Raw genomic sequence first — 15,677 nt, 5'->3', positions numbered from 1 at the left:
AAATGGTAGACACGAAGCCCGCCGCGCCACCGCGTCACGATCCCAAGGTCGTCATCGCCCTGCGCAACTTCGCGATGTCGATCACCGTCTTCAACATCGTCGGTTACACGATCCTCGGGTTCGAGCAGCCGTGGACCTGGCCCTTCCTCGCCGTCGGGGTCGGTTACGCGACCGAGATCGGGCTTGAGTACATCAGCGCGCGGGTCGAGGGCCGCACGCCGCGCTACATGGGCAACGGCGTCCGTGGCCTGCGCGAGTTCCTGTACCCCGCGCACATCACCAGCCTTGCCATGAACATGCTGACCTACGTCAACGACCAGGTCTGGGTCCTGATCTTCGGCGTGGTCGTGGCAGTCGGCGCCAAGTGGGTGCTGCGGGCCCCGGTGAAGGGCCGCATGCGGCACTACATGAACCCGTCGAACTTCGGCATCGCCGTCATCCTGCTGGTGTTCCCCTGGGCGAGCATCGCTCCGCCGTACCACTTCACGGAGAACATCGACACGTGGGCCGACTGGCTGATCCCCGGCCTGATCATCATCGGCGGCACGATGCTGAACGGCAAGCTCACCGGCCGTATGCCGCTGATCCTGAGCTGGATCGGCGTCTTCGCCCTCCAGGCCGTCCTTCGTGGAATCTTCTTCGGCACCTCCATCTCGGCGGGTCTCGCCATGATGACCGGTGTCGCGTTCGTCCTGTTCAGCAACTACATGATCACCGACCCGGGTACGAGCCCGTCCAAGCCGGCCTCGCAGGTCGTGTTCGGCGGCGGCGTCGCCCTCCTGTACGGCCTGCTGACGGCCGTGCACATCTCGTACGCGCTCTTCTTCGCCACGGCCGGCGTCTGCGCCATCCGCGGCGGGTTCTTCTGGGCGCTCCACTTCGTCAACAAGGCTCGCGAGCAGCGCGAGGCGGCCCAGGCTCCGCCGCCGCTTCCGCCGCTGTCCGTCGACCCGGCTTCGGTCAACGGTAAAGAGGTTGCCACCGTATGACCAGGATCGCGATCGTTGGCATGGCGTGCCGATATCCGGACGCCACGTCGCCGAGAGAGCTCTGGGAGAACGCTCTCGCCGGTCGCCGCGCCTTTCGAAGACTGCCCGACGTGCGCATGCGTCTCGAAGACTACTGGGATCCCGATCCGGCGACCCCGGACACCTTCTACGCGCGCACGGCGGCGGTCATCGAGGGCTACGAGTTCGACCGGGTCCGCTACAAGATCGCCGGCAGCACGTACCGCTCCACAGATCTGACCCACTGGCTCGCCCTCGACATGGCGGGCCAGGCACTGGCGGACGCGGGATTCCCCGGCGCGGAAGGCCTGAACCGGGAACGCACCGGCGTTGTGGTGGGCAACACCCTCACCGGCGAGTTCACCCGAGCCAACGTCATGCGGCTGCGCTGGCCGTACGTCCGCCGCACGGTGGGCGCGGTCCTCAAGGAGCAGGGCTGGGACGACGACCGTCTCGCCACGTTCCTCGCCGATCTCGAGGCCACCTACAAGAACCCGTTCCCGCCCGTCGACGAGGACACCCTGGCGGGTGGCCTGTCCAACACCATCGCCGGGCGCATCTGCAACCACTTCGACCTGCACGGCGGCGGCTACACCGTCGACGGCGCGTGCTCCTCGTCGCTGCTGTCGGTGACCAACGCCTGCAAGAGCCTGATCGACGGCGACATCGACGTCGCCATCGCGGGCGGCGTCGACCTGTCCATCGACCCGTTCGAGATCATCGGGTTCGCCAAGACCGGCGCCCTGGCCAAGGGCGAGTTCCGCCTGTACGACCGGCACTCCAACGGCTTCTGGCCGGGCGAGGGCTGCGGCATGGTCGTGCTGATGCGCGAGGAGGACGCCCTCGCGGCGCGCCACCGCGTCTACGCGACCATCGCCGGTTTCGGCATCTCCTCCGACGGCAAGGGCGGCATCACCCGGCCCGAGGTCAGCGGCTACAAGCTGGCGCTGAAGCGGGCCTATGAGCGCGCCGGGTTCGGCATCGAGACCGTCGAGCTGTTCGAGGGTCACGGCACCGGCACGGCGGTCGGCGACAAGACCGAGCTGACCGCCCTGTCCGAGGCGCGCGCGGAGGCCGGCGCCTCGGACAAGCCCGCCGCCGTCACCTCGATCAAGGGCATGATCGGTCACGCCAAGGCGGCGGCCGGCGTCGCCGGGCTCATCAAGGCCGCGATGGCCGTGCACGAGCAGGTGCTGCCGCCGACCATCGGCTGTGTCGACCCGCACGACATCCTCACCTCCGACTCGGCCACCCTGCGCGCGCTGCGCAAGGCCGAGCCATGGCCCGCCGGCACGCCCGTGCGCGCCGGCATCACGGCCATGGGCTTCGGCGGCATCAACACCCACGTCGTGCTGGAGAAGACCGGACCGCGCAAGCGGCTGCTGTCCACGCGCACCCGCCAGCTCGCCGCGTCCGCGCAGGACGCCGAGCTGCTGCTCGCGGACGCCGCGACGCCGCAGGCGCTGCGCGACCGGCTCGCCGAGCTGGCCGACTTCGTCACCCAGGTCTCCTACGGCCAGGTGGGCGACCTCGCCGCGACGCTCCAGCGCGAGCTGCGCGACCTGCCGTTCCGCGCCGCCATCGTCGCGACCTCCCCGGAGGACGCCGAGCGGCAGCTCCGGCGGGCGATCGACGCGCTGGACGGGGGCGAGACCAGCCTGTTCACGCCGGACGGCCGGGCGTTCCTCGGCCACGCCGACGGCCCGGGCCGGGTCGGCTTCCTGTTCCCCGGCCAGGGTTCCGGACGCGGCACGAGCGGGGGCGCGCTGCGCCGCCGCTTCCCCGAGGTCGAGGAGATCTACGTCCAGGCGGACCTGCCCACCGCCGGTGACATGGTGGCGACGGCCGTCGCCCAGCCGCGCATCGTCACCGGCTCGATGGCGGGCCTGCGCGCCCTGTCCCTGATCGGCGTGGACGCCGAGGTCGCCGTCGGGCACAGCCTCGGCGAGATCTCGGCCCTGCACTGGGCCGGCGCGATGGACGAGGACGTCCTGCTGCGCGTGGCCACCGTCCGGGGCAAGGCGATGACCGAGCACAGCAGCGCCACGGGCACCATGGCCGGCGTCCGCGCGACGCCGGACGCGGTCATCGACCTGCTCGGCGACCTGCCCGTCGTCATCGCCGGGTACAACGGGCCCGAGCAGACCGTGGTCGCCGGCACCGTCGAGGCGATCGAGGCGTTCGGGGCCAAGGCCACGGCCGCGGGCCTGAAGTGGACCCGCCTCGCGGTGTCCCACGCCTTCCACTCGCCGCTGGTCGCCCCGGCCGCCGACGAGCTCGGCGCCGCGCTGGAGCACGAGGAGTTCGGCGCCGTCGAGCGGCAGGTCGTCTCCACGGTCACCGGGGAGACGCTGCCGTCCGGCATCGACATCCCGGCGCTGCTGCGCACGCAGATCACCGACCCGGTGCTGTTCACGCAGGCGGTCGAGCGCGCGGCCAAGGACATCGACCTGTTCGTCGAGGTCGGCCCCGGCCGGGTGCTCAGCGGGCTCGCGGCGTCGGTGACCGAGGTTCCGGCCGTGCCGCTGGACACCGACGACGAGTCGCTGACCGGGCTGCTGCGCGTGGCCGGCGCCGCGTACGTCGTCGGCGTCCCCGTCGTGCACGAGGAGCTGTTCCACGGGCGGCTGCTGCGGCCGCTGGAGGTCGGCGCCCGGTTCTCGTTCTTCCAGAGCCCTGCCGAGCAGGCGCCGACGGTCGAGATCACCGGCACCGTCCGCCGGGACGCCGTCGCGGTTCGGCCCGAGGCCGCCGCGCCGGCGGTCACGCAGACCGGGGAGACGGGCGAGGGCACCGAGTCGAGCATCGACCTGCTGCGCCGCCTCGCGGCCGAGCGGGCCGAGCTCCCCATCGAGATGGTCGGCGAGGACGCGCGCCCGCTGGACGAGCTGCACCTCAGCTCGGTCACGGTCATGCACATCATCGACCAGGCCAGCCAGAAGCTCGGCGTCCCGGCCTCGCACGCGCCGACCAACCTCGCCACGGCGAGCCTGCGCGAGCTGTCGGAGGCGCTGGACGAGCTGGCGCAGAGCGCCAAGACCGCCGCGCCCGCCGGCCCGGCGATCGTCGTCGGCGCGGCCCCGTGGTCGCGGCCGTTCGCGGTCGACCTGGACGAGCTGCCGCTGCCCGCGCGCGCTTCTCCCCAGGAGAACGGCCCGTGGCAGCTCTACGCGCCGGGGGACTCCCCGCTGGCCGCGCCGCTGCGCGACTCCCTGGAGAAGGGCAAGGTGGGCTCCGGCCTGCTGGTCGTCCTTCCCGGGGAGCGCGCCGAGGCCCACCTGGAGCAGGCGCTGCGCGCCGCGCAGGCGGCCGTCGCCGCCGCTCCGGGCACGCGCTTCGTCGCCGTCCAGCACGGCGCCGGCGCGGCGGGCCTGGCCAAGACGCTGCAGCTCGAGGCGCCGCACCTGCGCACCACCATCGTCCACATCCCCCCGGGCCCCGAAGCCGTCGCCCGGATCGTGGACGAGGTCGCCGCGACGACCCGGTTCTCCGAGGTCTTCTACGACGACCAGGGTGAGCGCCGGGTGCCGACGCTGCGCGCGCTGCCGACCCGTCCGGCCCGCACCGAGCTCCCGCTGGGCGAGGGCGACGTGCTGCTGGTCACCGGCGGCGGCAAGGGCATCACCGCCGAGTGCGCCCTGGCCGTGGCCACCGACACCGGAGCCAAGCTGGCCGTCCTCGGCCGCTCGGCCCCGGAGGACGACAAGGAACTGGCCGACAACCTGAAGCGGATGGCGGACTCCGGCGTGACGGTGCGGTACGCCCGCGCCGACGTCACCGACGCCGCCAAGGTCGCCGCCGCCGTGGCCGAGCTGTCGGCCGCGCTCGGGCCGGTCACCGCCGTGCTGCACGGTGCCGGCCGCAACGAGCCGGCCGCGATCACCGGCCTGGACGCCGCCGCGTTCCGCCGCACCTTCGCCCCGAAGGTCGACGGTCTGCGCAACGTCCTCGACGCGATCGAGCCCGGGAAGCTGCGCCTGCTGGTGTCGTTCGGCAGCATCATCGGCCGGGCCGGCCTGCAGGGCGAGGCGCACTACTCCACCGCGAACGACTGGATGGCCGAGCTCACCCGCGAAGTGGGCGAGACGCACCCCGGCTGCCGGGCGATCTGCATGGAGTGGTCGGTCTGGTCCGAGGTCGGCATGGGCGAGAAGCTCTCGGTGGTCGACTCGCTCGGCCGCATGGGCGTCACCGCCATCACCCCCGAGCAGGGCGTGGAGATCATGCGCCGGCTCGTGTCCGACCCCGACGTGCCCGCCACCGTGGTCATCAGCGGCCGCACGCAGGGGATCGACACCGCGCGCTACGACCTGCCGGAGCTCCCGCTCCTGCGGTTCGTCGACAAGCCCCTCGTCCACTACCACGGTGTCGAGCTCGTCACCGAGGTGGAGATGAACGCGGGCACCGACCTGTACCTCGCCGACCACCTGCTCGACGGCAACCTGCTGTTCCCCGCCGTCTTCGGCATGGAGGCGATGGCCCAGGCCGCCCAGGCGGTCACCGGCCGCACGACCGCGCCGGTCATCGAGGGCGCGGAGTTCAGCCGTCCGATCATCGTGCCGCCGGAGGGCAGCACGACGATCCGCGTCGCCGCGGTCGTCACCGACAGCGGCGCCGACGGCGAGGCCACCGTGGAGGTCGCGATCCGCAGCGCGGAGACCGGCTTCGAGGTCGACCACTTCCGCGCGAAGGTGAAGTTCACCGGCGAGCCGGTGCCGGACGGCCCGCCCGTCCAGATCGGCGAGGGCCTGCCGGTCGTCCCGCTCGACCCGCCCACGGAGATGTACGGCGACACGCTGTTCCAGGGCGGCCGTTTTCACCGCCTGCGCCGCTACCACCGGGCCGCCGCGCGCCACGTCGACGCCGACGTCGCCGCGATCTCCGCGCCCGACTGGTTCGCCGGCTACCTGCCCGGCGAGCTGCTGCTCGGCGACCCGGGCATGCGCGACGCGCTCATGCACGGCAACCAGGTCTGCGTCCCGGACGCCACCCTGCTGCCGACCGGCATCGAGCGGGTGTACGCGGGCGGGGCCGCTCTCGCCGAGGCCGGCGAGCTGCGGTACTGCGCCACCGAGCGGCTGCGCGACGGCGACACCTATATATACGACATCGCCGTCCGCACCGCGGCCGGTGAGGTCGTCGAGCGGTGGGAGGGTCTGCGTCTGCAGGCCGTCCGCAAGAAGGACGGCCGCGGCCCGTGGGTCACCCCGCTGCTCGGCTCCTACGTCGAGCGCACGGTGGAGGACCTGGTCGGCACCCGCGTGGCCGTCGCCGTCGAGCCGTACGCGGAGGGCGCCGACGACGACGCCACCCGCGAGGCCCGCACGGCGGTCGCGGCGGGACGCGCCGCCGGCCGTCCGGTCACGCTGACCGCCGGACCCGGCGGCAAGCCGGTCGCCGACGGCGGCCCGGCGGTGTCGGCCGCGCACGGGGCGGGGCTCACGCTCTGCGTCGTCGCGGACGGGACGACCGGAACCGGCGTCACGGAGGTCACCCACCACACGGCGACCCAGTGGAAGAAGCTGCTGGGCAAGCACCTGCCGCTGGCCAAGCAGGTCTCGGCCGAAACGGGCGAGGAGCTCGACACGGCCGGGGCCCGCGTGCTCGCCGCCGTCCAGAGCCTGCGCGACGCCGGTCTCGAGGGCGCCCCGCTCACCCTCGCCTCCGGGCGCGGGGAGGCGTGGGCGGTGCTCGCCTCGAACGGGGTGCACGTCGCGACGCTGGTCACGACGCTGCGGGACGCGGCGAAGCCGGTGGCCCTCGCGGTGCTCACCGAAGGGAGGCCGTAGGCCATGAGCAAGTACTTCGAGTACCAGCACACGGTCGGCTTCGAGGAGACCAACCTCGTCGGCAACGTGTACTACGTGAACTACCTGCGGTGGCAGGGACGCTGCCGCGAGTTGTTCCTCTACCAGAGGGCGCCGGAGGTGCTCAAGGACCTGCAGGACGACCTGAAGCTGTTCACGCTGAAGGTCGACTGCGAGTTCTTCGCCGAGATCACCGCCTTCGACGAGCTTTCGATCCGGATGCGGCTGGTGGACCTCGCGCAGACACAGGTCGAGTTCAGCTTCGACTACGTCCGCCTGGACGGGGGCGACGGCGAGACGCTCGTCGCCCGCGGCCGGCAGCGGGTGGCGTGCATGCGCGGGCCCAACACCCGGACGGTCCCGGCCAGGGTGCCCGACGCTCTGGCGAAGGCACTCGAACCGTACGCGTCCTAGGCGCGGATTCTAGATGAGCAGGAGGAAAGCGTGAACGTCGACAACTCCGCGCCAACCCGCCCGGCGACCGAGGCGAAGACACTGCGGCGAGCGTTCGGGGCGTTCGCCACCGGGGTCACGGTGGTGACGACCGGCGGTGACGTCCCGCACGCCATGACCGCCAACTCCTTCACCTCGGTGTCGCTCGATCCGCCGCTCCTGCTGGTCTGCGTCGACCGCGGCGCGCTGATGCACCAGTACCTCAGCGCGTCGCGGTACTTCGGGGTGTCGGTGCTCGCCTCGCACCAGGAGGCGGAGGCCCTGCACTTCGCGGACCGCCACCGGACGCTCGGAGCCGCCCAGTTCGACCGCGTCGACTGGTACCCCGGGCGTCAGAGCGGCGTCCCGCTGCTCAGTGGCACCCTCGCCAGCTTCGAGTGCGCGATGTGGCGGGCGTACGACGGCGGGGACCACACGATCTTCATCGGCGAGGTCCTGAACCTGCACCAGCCGACCGACATGGAGGCGCTGCTGGTGTTCAAGGCCAAGTTCCGCCAATTGAGTCCCGATTGGAGCGAGGTACCGGCGTGACGCTGACCGGACCCAAGGCCACGGCATCCGAGCGGCGGTCTTCGGACGGCCGCCGGGTGCCGCCCGGCCCGCCTTTGTGGGCCGGGCCCGGCCTTTTCAAGAAACTGGCGAAGGACCGGCTGGCGCTGATGGAGCAGGCCGCCACGTACGGCGACGCGGCGAAGCTGTCCATCGGCCCGAAGACCCTCTATTTCTTCAACCATCCCGACCACGCCAAGCACGTCCTGGCGGACAACAGCGGGAACTACCACAAGGGAGTCGGCCTGGTCCAGGCGCGCCGGGCCATCGGCGACGGCCTGCTGACCAGCGAGGGCGAGCTGTGGCGCAAGCAGCGCAGGATGATCCAGCCGGTCTTCCAGAACAAGCGCATCTCCCAGCAGGCCGGGGTCATCGCCAAGGAGGCGGCCGACCTGGTGGAACGGCTCCGCGCCAAGGGGGCCGAGGGGCCGGTCGACGTCGTCCAGGAGATGACGTGGCTCAGCCTCGGCGTGCTCGGCCGCACGCTGCTCGACGCCGACCTCGGGGAGTTCGCCTCGATCGGGCAGGACTTCGAGGCCGTGCAGGACCAGGCGATGTTCGAGCTGGTGACGCTGAGCAAGGTGCCGATGTGGGTGCCGCTGCCCAAGCAGATCAGGTTCCGCCGGGCCCGCAACGACCTCCAGCGCATCGTCGACCATCTGGAGGCCGAGCGGCTGAAGTCGGGCGAGCTCGGGGACGACGTCGTCTCCCGGCTGATCGCCTCGACCCGCGAGGAGGCCGACCCCCGCGTGGGACGGCTGCGCATGCGGGACGAGCTGGTCACGCTGCTGCTGGCCGGGCACGAGACCACGGCGAGCACGCTGTCGTGGACGTTCCACCTGCTGGACGGCCACCCCGAGGTGCGCGAGCGGCTGCACGCGGAGGCGGTGGAGGTGCTCGGCGACCGGCTTCCGGTCTACGAGGACCTGCACCGGCTGAAGTACACTGCGATGGTGGTGGAGGAGGTCATGCGCCTCTACCCGCCGGTGTGGATGCTGCCCCGGGAGGCCCAGGGCGACGACGAGGTCGGCGGCTACCACGTGCCGGCCGGCGCCGACGTCCTGATCAGCCCCTACACACTGCACCGGCACCCCGCCTTCTGGGACCGGCCCGAGGTCTTCGACCCGGAGCGCTTCGACCCCGACCGGCCGGGTGGCCGGCCGCGGTACGCCTACATCCCCTTCGGCGCGGGGCCCCGGTTCTGCGTCGGCAACCACCTCGGCATGATGGAGGCCACGTTCGTGATCGCCATGGTCGCGCGTGACCTGCGCCTGGCCAAGGTGCCGGGGTACAAGGTGGTCCCCGAGCCCATGCTGTCGCTGCGGGTGCGCGGCGGTCTGCCGATGACCGTCCACCCCGTCCGCGACGCCGGGGGCGCCGGGGCCTGATCCTCGTCTCGCGGCCCGGGCCGCCGCACGGTTCAGGCGGGCATTCGCTTCCCGAGTCTGCCCGCCTGTTCCGGCCGGCTTCCGCCGTCTGTTCGCGCTTTCCAGGGAACGTCGCCCTTTTCCACGGCGGCTTCAGAGGGCGCATTGCCGCGCGCTCGCGGCCGATTTCGCATTCACGCAGCGGCGCCGTCCCGATTCACGTGGGACGGCGCCGTTTCGCGCGGGAACCCGCCCATTAACCGACGGGGACGGCGTGCGCGCGCGAATGCGGGGCCCAGGCATGCCTGAATAAGGGTGAAGGTGGTGTTGTTCGGGGGCCGGCCCATGAAATGAGGGGCGGTCTCTGGGTGTCGCCCGCGTTACCCAGAATGGCAGGGATATGAGCTGCCCTGCTGGCACCGGCTTCCCGCACGGTCCGTCTCACGGATAAGCGTTGAACCCTCGTCTCATGGAAAGGACGGGCCCGGCCGCGGCCCGTCCGGCCGCCGTGCGCCGCGTGCGCGGCGACGGCTCAGTGGGTGAGCTGGGGAACGTCGAGCAGGTCGCGCAGCGCGAGCAGCACCGGAGGGTCGAGGGGACGCATCGGACGAAGCTGCAGGTGAGCCAGCTTGGTGTCCGTGCCGGGCCGTACACTGATCGGCCCGTGGCGCCCGATGCACAGTCCCTCGTCCGAGCCGGCGGGGTGGAGGACGGCGTCCTCCCTGCCGGGGGCGACGGACTGGGCCATCAGGTGCCATTCCCCCTGTGGGACGTCCTCCAGCACGAAGGGCCCCGGCCTGCGGAGGATCGTGTATCGGATGGGCCTGCCCTCGAGGATCCTGTCGGGGAACAGCCCGGCGAAGATGGGCTGGTCCTTGAGCGGGGAGGAGATGTCGCCCCTGATGGTCGTCATCGGCCTGTCCCGCTCGGGAGCCGGTTCCGTTTCGGTGCTGATATGCGGCGTGATGCTCTTGAGCTGCCGGTATTTCGTGGGGGAGAGCCCGACGCTCGCGGTGAACCGCGAGCTGAAGGTTCCCACGCTCGAATAACCGACCGTGTGGCTGATGTCGGTGACCGTCAGCGACGTGGTCGTGAGCAGCCGCTTGGCCTCCTGGAGCCGCACGGCCGACAGGAACCGGCCGGGCGACAGCCCCGTGACCCGCTGGAACACCCGGGAGAAGTGGAACTTGCTGAACATGGCCGTGCGGGCCATGTCGTTGATCGTCAGCTGCTCACCGAGGTTCTCGTGCATGCTCTTGACGACCCGAAGGACGGCTTGCTCAATCGCGTTTTCCATGGCTCCTCCCGTGCGCTGGAGGCGCTGTGAGAATTGACCCCGAATTGACACGGGAGAACTCGTCATCGCGAGTATCTGTCATCTGCTCAACACTCCAATACAGCGAATGGAACCCATTCGGCTGCGGTGTGATATCCGGAACAAACGACGCCCGACGACGACACATCGACGGCACTTGGCCATGGCATCAGAATTGAGTGCCGCACCTTCTGCGACAACCCCTAGCCGCCCCCTGCCTGCCCATATCCGCTTCGGGTGGCTCGGGAATCACCCGGATCCTTTACGCCGAATGACGGCCGCGCCGGGTGGCGCGCATGCGCGTTCACCGGGAACTATTCGCGCGGCGATGTCGCGGATGCCGGACGTTAGGGGGTGTTCGTCCGGAATGCGAAAGCAACTCAGGAGATGCACCTCTTCGGGCGACTGCCGTTCCATGAACTGGTCAGCAGCCCGACCTGGACGAGCGAGGAAACGCGTATGCGACCGCCATCCACAGACATAGACGAAGCCAGGACGATGACGCTGGAGGCGTTCGCGGACACGATCGTCCCCGGCGAGAAGCGCTCACCCGACGACCGGGCCATCGCCGGCGCCGCCACCGGTGGTGGCGCGGTGCAGGCCGGTGCCCTTGAGCTGCTTGGATGGGACGCGACCGGCCTCACCGAGGGTCTCGACAACTTCGCCAACGCGCTGAACGACCACGCCACGGCGTACGCCTTCGAGCACGGGGTCGACCTGGACGGCGCCGTCCCGCCGTTCGTCTCCCTGCCGTTCGAGCACAGGACGAGGCTCGTGCAGCGCCTCACCACGCCGGGCCACCCCGAGAAGGAGCTCTGGGTCAGCCTCGCCCTGTTCTGCAACATGGCGTACGACTCGGCGGCGCACATGCACACCGCCGACGCGATCGCCCAGGGACACCCGGGACTGCTGGCGATGGGCATCGAGAAGCCCGACGCCGACGGCCGGTGGAGGTTCCCGAACTTCTCCTACGGCCGGCCGCTGGCCCGCCTGCACCCGGACACGACCCCTTCAGGGAGTCCCAAATGACCAGCACGGAACGCACCGACGTCCTCGTGGTCGGAAGTGGCTTCGGCGGCGCGATCACGGCCTACCACCTCGCGGCCGGAGGCGCGAAGGTGATGGTGCTCGAACGCGGCCCGTGGCTCACGGGCAAGGACTTCGACCACGACTTCAAGCTCGGCTCGTCCTACACGCGGGCCTTCGACTTCACCGTCGGCGACGGCATGAGCATCCTCGGCGGCAACTGCGTCGGCGGCGGCAGCGTCGTCTACTTCGCCGCGATGCCCCGCGCGCCCCGGTTCGTCTTCGAACGGCACGGCAGCATCGGCCGCCGCATGTGGCCGGCGTCCGTCAACCGCGACACCCTCGACCCGTGGTACGACCGGGTGGCCGAGTCCATCCCGATCACCCAGCAGAACTGGGAGGACGTGACCTACGCCGGCGGGCTGTGGGCCGCGGCCTGCGACCACGCCGGGCGCACCGCCAACCCGGTCCCGGCGGCCGTCGACCGCAGCCTGTGCACCAACTGCAACTGGATGATGGCCGGCTGCCACTTCGACGCCAAGCAGTCGCTGCTGCTCAACTACCTGCCCGCGGCGATCGCGCACGGCGCCGAGATCCGCCCGCTGCACGAGGTGCAGCACATCTCGCGCACCGACGACGGCGGCTACCGCGTGCACTACGACATCATGGACGACGAGGACTACCGTCTCCGCCGCGAGGGCGGCACGATCGACGCCAAGATCATCGTGCTCGCGGCCGGCGCCGGCGCCACCCCCGTCATCCTCCAGCGCAGCGAGGCCACGCTCGGCACCATGCCGCACGCCGTCGGCCGCTACTTCTCCGGCAACGGCGAGCGTCTCAACACCGCGATCCTCAACGAGGACAAGGTGCGCGAGGTGCTCGGCCTGGAGCGCGAGAACGGCCTGGCCTACGAGGCCAACCAGATCGGCAAGGGCCCGGTCGTCGCCAACTGGGACCGGCTCGACGGCTCGCTGCCGGAGTTCGAGCGGTTCTCGCTGGAGCAGCTCTACTTCCCGCCCGGCCTCGGGACGATCCTCGCCCAGGTGCCCGGCGCGCTCGGCCCGAGCTGGTTCGGGGTCGACAAGAAGGAGGTCCTCAGGCGCTGGCGCTCCTGGCTGATCATCTTCCAGATGATCGAGGACAACAATGAGGGCGTCTTCGGCCCGCCGCCCGCCAAGGGCAACGCCGACCGCCTCAGCCAGCAGATGCTCGGCGTCGGCCGCCTCAAGTACGACCCGACCCCGCAGACCCTGCGGGCGTGGGCGCTGGCGGACGCCGAGGTCAAGGACATCCTGGAGCGCGACGGCCTCGCCGAGGTCGCCGCCTGGACCAACGACGTGGTCGGCGCGTACACCGTCCACCCGCTGGCCTCGTGCCGCATCGGCGACGACCCGCACACCTCGGCGCTGGACGACCGCAACGAGCTGCGCGGGCACCCGGGCATCTTCGTCACCGACGGGTCCGCCGTCCCGGGCGCGCTCACCGTCAACCCGGCGATGACCATCTCGGCGCTGGCCGAGCGCGCAATCCCCGGCATCGTCGCGGCCGCGCAGGAGCGGGGCGTCGAGGTCACCTACGGAGCTCCGGCCCCTGACGGCTCGACCAGCGGACGGCGTGGCGTCGCTCCGCTGATCACGAGCCTGTCACGCCGGTAAGGAGGGAGCGGGCGATGGGCAGGATGCTCAGCCGTGCGACGCTGCCGGGGACGCTGTCCCACGTCCGGCACGTATCCGTGGTACGTCACCGTACCGCGCCGGACCTCGTCGCGAAGGTATACGCGCAGGTGGAGCGAGACTTCGGCATGCTGGCGCCGCCGATGCTCCTGCACTCGCCCGCTCCCGTCACCCTCGCGGCATCGTGGTTGATGCTGCGGGAATCCCTCCTCGCGGCCGGGGCGACCGGCAGGCCGCTGAAGGAGGCGGTCGCGACCGCCGTGTCGCGCGGCAACGCCTGCCCCTACTGCGTCGACGTGCACCAGGCCACCATGGACGGCCTCGCACCCGGCGGCCACGCCGCGCTTATCGCGGCCGGCCGCGTCGACGACATCGACGACCCGGCGGTGCGCCGGGTGGCGTCGTGGGCGCTGGCGAGTGGGACGCGCGACACGGCGGCGCGGCACGAATCGCCGCTGCCGCCCGAGCGACTGCGGGAGCTGGCGGCGGTGGCGGTGACGTTCCAGTACCTCAACCGCATGGTCAACATATTCCTCACCGAGTCGCCGCTGCCCGCCGAGGTGCCCACCGGCGCGCGCGGCCTGCTGCTGCGGCTGTTCGGCCGGATCATGCGGACGTACGCCCGCCGCGGCGGCGAACCGGGCGCCTCGCTCGGCCTGCTGCCCGAGGCTCCCCTGCCCGCGGACCTGGCCTGGGCGGAGGGCTCGGCGAACCTCGCCGCCGCGTTCGCCCGGGCCGCCGCCGCCATCGACGCGGCGGGCGCTCGCGCGGTTCCGGTGCCGGTGCGCGAGCTGGTCACCACGCGGCTGGCCGCCTGGGACGGCGAGCCGACCGGGCCGAGCCGCGCCTGGGTGGCGGACGCCGCGTCCGCGCTCCCCGAGGCCCTGCGCCCGGCCGGACGGCTGGCGCTGCTGACCGCGATGGCGTCGTACCAGATCGACGACGCGCTGATCGCCGACTTCCGCGCCGGGACGCCCGGCGACCTGGCACTGGTCGAGCTCACCTCGTGGGCGAGCATGGCGGCGGCCCGCCGCATCGGCTCCTGGATCCCGATCGTCCCGGTCACTGCGGAATCGGCGCCCTCCGGTTCCGCGTCCGCCCAGGCTCCCGCCGCCGTCCCCGCTCAGGGCGCGTCCCCCGCTGGGGAGAGCTGAGCGACGTCATGTCCTCCCGCTCCGCCCGCGTGAACCCCTGGCTCGCGCTGCCGGCGGGCAGCGCGCCGGCGACGCACATGACCCGGCGCTCCGCCGCCGCGCCCCCGCCGTCCGGGGACGACGCGCGGCGCGGAGCGCTGGTATAGCCGGTCCGCGCGATTCGCGTCGCCGATATCGCGAAATGCGGGCCCAAGAAGCACACACGGAGAAGACGCCCGAAATTTCGTGATGCATGCTTGATTTGAGAACTCAAGCAAATTGAATGCCGTTACGGTCGCATTTATAAGAATTGCCGTACTGTCTCTGGCCTGGTGTGACGCGTCCGTATGAACGTGTGGACACGTGTCCCCGGTGTTCCCGGCGCCGCCGATATCCCCGTAATCCAAGGCTTTTCAGTGAGAGGACAGACGCGTGAGCGAGCTGGATGAAGTGCTGCAGGCTCTTACCGTTGAGGGCGAGGAGCTCGACCGCGTGGTCGCCGGCCTCCAGCCCTCACAGTGGGATCTGCCCACCCCCGCCCCCGGATGGACCATCGCGAACCAGATCGGCCACCTGACCTTCATCTTCAGCCTCGCCCGGACCGCCGCGTCCGACGCCGAGACGTTCAAGACCCTGGTCGCGGGCGCCGAGAAGGACTTCAACGGCGCCGTCAACGCGGCCCTCGGCCTGTTCGCCAACGACACCATCGAGTCGCTGCTCGCCAAGTGGCGCGGCGAGCGCAAGGACGTCGTCGACGCGCTCGCCGCCGTTCCGGCCGGCCAGATCGTGCCGTGGCTGGTCAACCCGCTGCCGCCGATCATCCTGGCCTGCGCGGGCATCATGGAGCAGTTCGCCCACGGCCAGGACATCCTGGACGCCCTCGGCATCGAGCGCACGTTCACCGACCGCATCAAGCACCTGGTGGTCTTCGCGGTCCTGACCAGGGACTTCGGGTACCTGTCCCGCGGTCTCACGCCGCCCGCCGAGGAGTTCCGCTTCGAGCTCGTCGCCCCGTCGGGAGAGCTGTGGGTGTTCGGTCCCGAGGACGCCGCGCAGCGCATCACCGGTCCGGCCGCCGACTTCTGCCTGCTCGCGACCCGCCGCCGTCACCGCGACGACCTCGCGATCGTCGCCACCGGCGACGTGGCCGACCACTGGCTGGACATCGCCCAGTGCTACCGGGGCCCCGCCGGGGAAGGCCGCAGGCCGGGCCAGTTCGCCGCCGCCCGGGTCTGACCTTTCGCCGTCAGGGCGCCGCCCATCGCCTCCCGTCGCTCACGGCCCGCGTCGCCCCACGGCGGCGCGGTGTGGGACCATCCGGGCCGTCCCGGCACCCGGCGTCGGACC

11 protein-coding genes are annotated in these 15,677 nt (G+C 71.4%); 10 read left to right on the top strand and 1 reads right to left on the bottom strand.

Going from position 1 to position 15,677, the window contains the following annotated elements:
* The first annotated feature begins 2 nt into the window (after positions 1-2).
* The 5 genes from AB0H21_RS03130 to AB0H21_RS03110 are packed head-to-tail and all read left to right on the top strand — an operon-like array spanning position 3 to position 9,204.
* Complete coding sequence (locus AB0H21_RS03130; protein ID WP_358510782.1) at positions 3-989, top strand: enediyne biosynthesis protein; 987 nt, start codon at positions 3-5, stop codon at positions 987-989.
* Positions 986-6,796, top strand: a complete 5,811-nt coding sequence (locus AB0H21_RS03125) for a type I polyketide synthase (protein ID WP_358510780.1) — start codon at positions 986-988, stop codon at positions 6,794-6,796. Before AB0H21_RS03130 ends, AB0H21_RS03125 begins: the two co-directional genes overlap by 4 nt.
* Positions 6,797-6,799: 3 nt before the next feature.
* Complete coding sequence (locus AB0H21_RS03120; RefSeq protein ID WP_358510777.1) at positions 6,800-7,228, top strand: acyl-CoA thioesterase; 429 nt, start codon at positions 6,800-6,802, stop codon at positions 7,226-7,228.
* A 30-nt stretch (positions 7,229-7,258) separates the two neighbouring features.
* Positions 7,259-7,798: a flavin reductase family protein gene (locus AB0H21_RS03115; protein WP_358510775.1), complete on the top strand. Its 540-nt coding sequence runs from the start codon at positions 7,259-7,261 to the stop codon at positions 7,796-7,798.
* Entirely contained in the window at positions 7,795-9,204 is a 1,410-nt protein-coding gene (locus tag AB0H21_RS03110) for a cytochrome P450 (protein ID WP_358510773.1), read from the top strand. Before AB0H21_RS03115 ends, AB0H21_RS03110 begins: the two co-directional genes overlap by 4 nt.
* A gap of 511 nt (positions 9,205-9,715) precedes the next feature.
* Here AB0H21_RS03110 and AB0H21_RS03105 read toward each other — a convergent pair.
* Entirely contained in the window at positions 9,716-10,480 is a 765-nt protein-coding gene (locus AB0H21_RS03105; protein ID WP_358510770.1) for an AraC family transcriptional regulator, read from the bottom strand.
* A 477-nt stretch (positions 10,481-10,957) separates the two neighbouring features.
* On the opposite strand from AB0H21_RS03105, the gene AB0H21_RS03100 reads away from it, so the two are divergent.
* The 5 genes from AB0H21_RS03100 (at position 10,958) to AB0H21_RS03080 (ending at position 15,566) form a co-directional block, all read left to right on the top strand.
* A complete protein-coding gene (locus tag AB0H21_RS03100; RefSeq protein ID WP_358510767.1) occupies positions 10,958-11,527 on the top strand; it encodes a DUF5987 family protein in 570 nt (189 codons plus the stop codon).
* The gene (locus AB0H21_RS03095) at positions 11,524-13,179 is read left to right on the top strand and encodes a GMC family oxidoreductase (protein WP_358510765.1); all 1,656 of its coding nucleotides are present in this window, start codon (positions 11,524-11,526) and stop codon (positions 13,177-13,179) included. Before AB0H21_RS03100 ends, AB0H21_RS03095 begins: the two co-directional genes overlap by 4 nt.
* 14 nt (positions 13,180-13,193) lie before the next feature.
* Positions 13,194-14,351 (top strand): carboxymuconolactone decarboxylase family protein, encoded by a 1,158-nt coding sequence (locus AB0H21_RS03090; RefSeq protein ID WP_358510762.1) that lies wholly within the window; start codon positions 13,194-13,196, stop codon positions 14,349-14,351.
* An 8-nt stretch (positions 14,352-14,359) separates the two neighbouring features.
* A complete protein-coding gene (locus tag AB0H21_RS03085; RefSeq protein ID WP_358510759.1) occupies positions 14,360-14,497 on the top strand; it encodes a hypothetical protein in 138 nt (45 codons plus the stop codon).
* A gap of 265 nt (positions 14,498-14,762) precedes the next feature.
* Complete coding sequence (locus AB0H21_RS03080) at positions 14,763-15,566, top strand: TIGR03084 family metal-binding protein (protein WP_358510756.1); 804 nt, start codon at positions 14,763-14,765, stop codon at positions 15,564-15,566.
* The last annotated feature ends 111 nt before the right edge of the window (positions 15,567-15,677 follow it).

The sequence above is a fragment of the Sphaerisporangium sp. NPDC051011 genome (assembly GCF_040653595.1).
Classification (GTDB): Bacteria; Actinomycetota; Actinomycetes; order Streptosporangiales; family Streptosporangiaceae; genus Sphaerisporangium.
The sequence above is the reverse complement of the archived record's forward strand: the minus strand, read 5'-3'. Positions and strand labels throughout refer to the sequence as shown.

Coding starts and splice junctions, on each gene's coding strand:
- AB0H21_RS03130 (WP_358510782.1), top strand. CDS start 3: ATGGTAGACACGAAGCCCGCCGCGCCACCGCGTCACGATCCCAAGGTC.
- AB0H21_RS03125 (WP_358510780.1), top strand. CDS start 986: ATGACCAGGATCGCGATCGTTGGCATGGCGTGCCGATATCCGGACGCC.
- AB0H21_RS03120 (WP_358510777.1), top strand. CDS start 6,800: ATGAGCAAGTACTTCGAGTACCAGCACACGGTCGGCTTCGAGGAGACC.
- AB0H21_RS03105 (WP_358510770.1), bottom strand. CDS start 10,480: ATGGAAAACGCGATTGAGCAAGCCGTCCTTCGGGTCGTCAAGAGCATG.
- AB0H21_RS03100 (WP_358510767.1), top strand. CDS start 10,958: ATGCGACCGCCATCCACAGACATAGACGAAGCCAGGACGATGACGCTG.
- AB0H21_RS03095 (WP_358510765.1), top strand. CDS start 11,524: ATGACCAGCACGGAACGCACCGACGTCCTCGTGGTCGGAAGTGGCTTC.
- AB0H21_RS03090 (WP_358510762.1), top strand. CDS start 13,194: ATGGGCAGGATGCTCAGCCGTGCGACGCTGCCGGGGACGCTGTCCCAC.
- AB0H21_RS03085 (WP_358510759.1), top strand. CDS start 14,360: ATGTCCTCCCGCTCCGCCCGCGTGAACCCCTGGCTCGCGCTGCCGGCG.